At 68.7% G+C, this 4,339-nt stretch carries 8 protein-coding genes; 3 read left to right on the top strand and 5 right to left on the bottom strand.

All coding sequences use genetic code 11. The annotated features are described in order from the left end of the window. A partial coding sequence (gene mraW, locus IQ216_RS11960) for a 16S rRNA (cytosine(1402)-N(4))-methyltransferase (protein ID WP_228007451.1) occupies nucleotides 1-273 on the bottom strand: 273 nt, incomplete at its 3' end. Nucleotides 274-317: 44 nt separating this feature from the next. On the opposite strand from mraW, the gene IQ216_RS11955 reads away from it, so the two are divergent. Both IQ216_RS11955 and IQ216_RS11950 read left to right on the top strand, forming a co-directional pair. Beyond that, a complete protein-coding gene (locus IQ216_RS11955; protein WP_186698320.1) occupies nucleotides 318-1,502 on the top strand; it encodes an NAD(P)H-quinone oxidoreductase subunit H in 1,185 nt (394 codons plus the stop codon). Further along, nucleotides 1,495-1,932, top strand: a complete 438-nt coding sequence (locus IQ216_RS11950; protein WP_370566737.1) for a DUF2752 domain-containing protein — start codon at nucleotides 1,495-1,497, stop codon at nucleotides 1,930-1,932. Before IQ216_RS11955 ends, IQ216_RS11950 begins: the two co-directional genes overlap by 8 nt. Nucleotides 1,933-1,942: 10 nt before the next feature. Here the strand turns inward: IQ216_RS11950 and IQ216_RS11945 are convergent, their stop codons facing one another. Then, entirely contained in the window at nucleotides 1,943-2,629 is a 687-nt protein-coding gene (locus IQ216_RS11945; RefSeq protein WP_193815629.1) for a hypothetical protein, read from the bottom strand. 77 nt (nucleotides 2,630-2,706) lie between these two features. Between IQ216_RS11945 and IQ216_RS11940 the strand changes: the two genes are divergently transcribed. Further along, complete coding sequence (locus tag IQ216_RS11940; protein ID WP_193815628.1) at nucleotides 2,707-3,153, top strand: thioesterase family protein; 447 nt, start codon at nucleotides 2,707-2,709, stop codon at nucleotides 3,151-3,153. Here IQ216_RS11940 and IQ216_RS11935 read toward each other — a convergent pair. The 3 genes from IQ216_RS11935 to IQ216_RS11925 form a co-directional block, all read right to left on the bottom strand. Next, on the bottom strand, nucleotides 3,104-3,319 hold the full coding sequence (locus IQ216_RS11935; protein WP_186698314.1) for a hypothetical protein: 216 nt from the start codon (nucleotides 3,317-3,319) through the stop codon (nucleotides 3,104-3,106). The two genes, IQ216_RS11940 and IQ216_RS11935, sit on opposite strands and share 50 nt — an antisense overlap. After that, nucleotides 3,319-3,597: a TM2 domain-containing protein gene (locus tag IQ216_RS11930; RefSeq protein ID WP_193815627.1), complete on the bottom strand. Its 279-nt coding sequence runs from the start codon at nucleotides 3,595-3,597 to the stop codon at nucleotides 3,319-3,321. The genes IQ216_RS11935 and IQ216_RS11930 overlap by 1 nt, the downstream gene beginning before the upstream one ends. After that, nucleotides 3,581-4,339: AMP-binding protein (locus tag IQ216_RS11925; RefSeq protein WP_193815626.1), on the bottom strand; the 759-nt coding region annotated here is incomplete at its 5' end. The genes IQ216_RS11925 and IQ216_RS11930, both read right to left, overlap by 17 nt.

Here is a 4,339-nt window from a genome sequence, read left to right as displayed (position 1 = left end):
GGGGGCGAGGCGCTCGGCGGCGGCGGCGCGGGCGCTCGGGTCCTGGTCCAGCCCGGTCAGGCGCAGGCCTGGATGGGCCTCCAGCAGCAGCGCGCTGTGGCCACCGCCGCCAAGGGTGCAGTCGATCAGCAGGCCACCACCGGGATGCTGCCCCAGCAGCTCCCCCAGGGGCTCGAACCCCGCCAGCACCTCTGCCGCCAGCACGGGCCGGTGCTCAAACCCGGGCGGATCGGGGGGCAGCTCAGGTGGCAGGGGAACAAAGCGGGGCGCCAAACCTTCCTAAGATCCCGACACTCTTCCTCCGCCCCCACGGCCCCATGACGCAGCTGGAAACGCGCACGGAGCCGATGGTGGTCAACTTCGGCCCCCATCACCCTTCGATGCACGGGGTGTTGCGGCTGGTGGTGACCCTCGACGGCGAGGACGTGGTGGACTGCGAGCCGGTGATCGGCTACCTGCACCGCGGCATGGAGAAGATCGCCGAAAACCGCACGAATGTGATGTTCGTGCCCTACGTGAGCCGCATGGACTATGCGGCCGGCATGTTCTACGAGGCGATCGTGGTCAACGCTCCCGAGCGGCTGGCCAATGTGCCGGTGCCCCGGCGCGCCAGCTACATCCGGGTGCTGATGCTGGAGCTCAACCGCATCGCCAACCACCTGCTCTGGCTTGGCCCCTTCCTGGCTGATGTGGGCGCCCAGACACCGTTCTTCTACATCTTCCGCGAGCGGGAGATGATCTACGACCTCTGGGAAGCGGCCACCGGCCAGCGGCTGATCAACAACAACTACTTCCGCATCGGCGGAGTGGCCGCCGATCTGCCCTACGGCTGGCTGGAGAAGTGCCTCGACTTCTGCGACTGGTTCGGCCCCAAGATCGACGAATACGAGAAACTGATCACCAACAACCCGATCTTCCGCAAGCGCATCGAGGGGCTGGGGGCGATCACGCGTGAGCAGGCGATCAACTGGAGCCTCTCGGGGCCGATGCTGAGGGCTTCCGGCGTGCCCTGGGATCTCCGCAAGGTGGATCACTACGAGTGCTACGACGATTTCGACTGGTCGGTGGTGACGGCCCAGGAGGGTGACTGCTTCGCGCGCTACCGGGTGCGGGTGCAGGAGATGCGCGAGTCGCTGAAGATCCTGCGCCAGGCCTGCGCCATGATCCCCGGCGGCCCCACCGAAAACCTGGAGGCCAGGCGCATGGCCGAGGGCAAGGGTGGCGAGGCCAGCGGCTTCGACTACCAGTACGTGGCCAAGAAGGTGGCTCCCACCTTCAAGATTCCCTCCGGCGAGCTCTACACCCGGCTGGAATCGGGCAAGGGCGAGATCGGCGTGTTCATCCAGGGCAACGACGACGTCACCCCCTGGCGCTTCAAGATCCGCGCCGCCGACCAGAACAACCTGCAGATCCTGCCCCACATCCTCAAGGGCGCCAAGGTGGCCGACATCATGGCCATCCTCGGCTCCATCGACGTGATCATGGGATCGGTCGATCGCTGAACTCGGAGCGTCCCGAAGCCCGCGCCGCCGCTTCCTGAGCCAACTGCAACGGGCCGGTTTTCTCCTGCCCGCCGGCCTCACCGGCTACCTCTGGTTCAAGGGCCTGCATCCCTCCCTACCGGGTTGGCCCTGCCCGCTACGAGCCCTCACGGGACTTCCTTGCCCCAGCTGCTTTCTCACCCGCGCCACCAGCTCCAGCCTGCAGGGGAACTGGTCGGAGGCCCTGGCGCAGCATGCCTTCGGACCGCTCGTGGCCGGAGCCCTGCTGGTGTGGTCGCTGCAGGCGATCCGGCACCGACGGCTCTGGCCTGGCGGCCTCAGGCTCAGACCCTGGCAGGGGGGCGCCGGCATCGCCCTGCTGCTGAGCTACTGGGGGGTGCGGATGGTGCTGCACTACCGCCTGGGGATCCCTGCCTTCCCCAGCCCATGAGGCGNCCCCCTCAGCTCAGCACACCCCGGTGATAGGCCACGTTCTGGATGTAGAAGCTGGAGACGGGAACCGCCACCAGGGCGCCCAGGCCGCAGGTGGCCACGGACACAACGCCGACGACCAGGCCCGTGAGGATCTCGATCCCCACGAATTCCCAGCCCCGCTGGGAGCGGTAGACGGCCTGAAACGAAGTGCGCAGGGCATCGAGCACCGGCAGGTCGGTGTTGAACACCTTGTTGATGTACACAGGCCCCACCAGGGCCACGGCAATCCCCGGCAAGACGCACAGCAGCAGGCCGATCACCACGGCAACGGTGAACAGCACACCCGCCAGCAGATAGCGCCAGGGGCGTGCCCACAGGGCCTGGAACGCCGCCTCGATGCCGATGGTGTCTCCCGTGGCGTAGTGGATGGCCGGGACGGCGGTGAACAGCACGCCCACCAGGCTTGAGAGGATCGAGAAGGGCAGCTGACCCAGCTGGCCCACGACCAGCGCCACACTGGCAGCGGCATCGGACATGTCCTCGCCGCCGGCCGCAGCGAACACGATCAGGTTGACGATCAGATAGATCGCCACCCCCACCCCACTGATCACAGCCGTGGCCACCCAGATCAGCAGCATCGTGGGCACATGGGCCAGGAAGGCTTCCCAGGCCCGGATCAGGGTGGGCTGTTCGGTGGCGGCGGGGGAAGCCAAGGGCTTGGAGGCGCACTGTGGCGACTGTACGAACCCCTGGCGGGACTAAAACGCTGGGGTGACCACCGCCCGGCGTCATGGAACCCTCCAAATGGTTGCAGCTCAGCCGCACTGTGCGCTTCGGGGACACCGACGCCGCCGGGGTGATGCACTTCCAGCGCCTGCTGGGCTGGTGCCATGAGGCCTATGAACAGAGCCTGGAGCGCTTTGGCCTGGCGGCGGCGGAGGTGTTCCCCACCCCCGGCAGCTCCCTGGCCGTGGCCCTGCCGATCGTGCACTGCCGGGCCGATTTCCTGCGTCCCCTGGTGTGCGGCGATGGGCTGGCGATCGCCCTGAAGCCGCGACGGCTCGATCCAGGCCGCTTCGAGGTGGGTTACAGCTTCTGCTGCAAGGGCGATTCCGTGGCCCGGGGGCTCACCTGCCACGTGGCGATCGAAACAACAAGCCGCCGGCGCTGCCCCTTGCCGGCGGCGCTCAATCGCTGGCTGGAGGCCTCGAGCCTGGGGGGGGTGCAGCCGCTGTAGCCCAGTACAGAGCGGCCAGCTGCAGGGGCAGCAGGCTGGCCAGCACGGCGAGGAGGTGCAGGGAGCCGTCCTGGGGAATGGAGCCGAAGGCCCCAACGCTGATGCCGGCCGCAGCCAGCAGGATCAGCCCGCTGAAGCGCCGGGCCGGTTTGGCTGGAGCCGCCATCAGAACCAGTCCTTGACGGCATCGATGTAGGTGACCTGGAACTCCTCGTTGGTCTTGGTGAGGTAGAGGATCCCCTCGATCAGCCCGATCACCCCCATCACGAAACTGGCGATGCCACAGGTGACCACGCCCCCGGCCAGGGACACCACGAGCATGATGATGCCCGCCTTGGTGTAGCCAAGGATGAACTTGTGCACGCCAAAGGCCCCCAGGAAGATCCCGGTGAGGCCCGCAGCCAGTTTCTTGTTGCTCAGCTCGGCATCACTCAGGGTGGTCATTACGGGGGTGACAGGCGATGGGGTCGTCCCCCGCTTCTAGCGATTCGAGCCAACGCTGCCAACGGGCCCGGGGCCACTTGCCCAGGGCCGTGGGTGCCAGCGTGGGGCAGAGCTGCCAGGTTCGAGGCCGTTCGGCAGGGGGCCAGGCGGCCACGGCGGCCTGCAGCTGGGCCAGCAGGGCAGGGCCATGCGCCGCGGGCTGAGCCCGCACCAGGGCCACCAGGCGCTGGCCCCAGAGCGGATCGTCCACCGCCAGCAGCAGCACCTCCCCCAGCGGCAGGGCCTTGCTGGCTGCAAGGCCCCGCMACCTCCCCTCCAGCTGTTCGGGAAACACCGTTTCGCCGCCGCTGTGGATGGCGCCATCCAGCCGCCCCAGCACCTGCAGGCCAGCCCCGCCCAGTCGGGCGGCATCGCCGCTGCGCCACCAGCCCCCCGGTGCCAGCGGCAGCGGCTGCAGCACGCCCTCGCCCAGATAACCGGGGCTGAGCCTGCAGCAGCGCACCTCCAGGGCGCCCTGCTGCGCCGCCAGATGCAGCTCCACCCCCTCCAAGGGCGGGCCGCAGCCCACCGCGCCGGCCAGGAACGCTTCGGGATCCAGGGCGGCGACCATGGCGGCGGTCTCGGTGGCGCCGTAGCAGGGGGCCAGCCGCAGACCGGCCTGGCGGGCCTTCTGAGCCAGGGCCGGCGGCAGCGGCGCGCCACCCACCCAGATCACCGCCAGACGCTGCAGCCAGGCCAGCCC

Source organism: Cyanobium sp. LEGE 06143, from assembly GCF_015207535.1.
In the GTDB taxonomy this organism is placed as follows: Bacteria; Cyanobacteriota; Cyanobacteriia; order PCC-6307; family Cyanobiaceae; genus NIES-981.
This window is presented reverse-complemented; position numbering and strand designations above follow the sequence as displayed.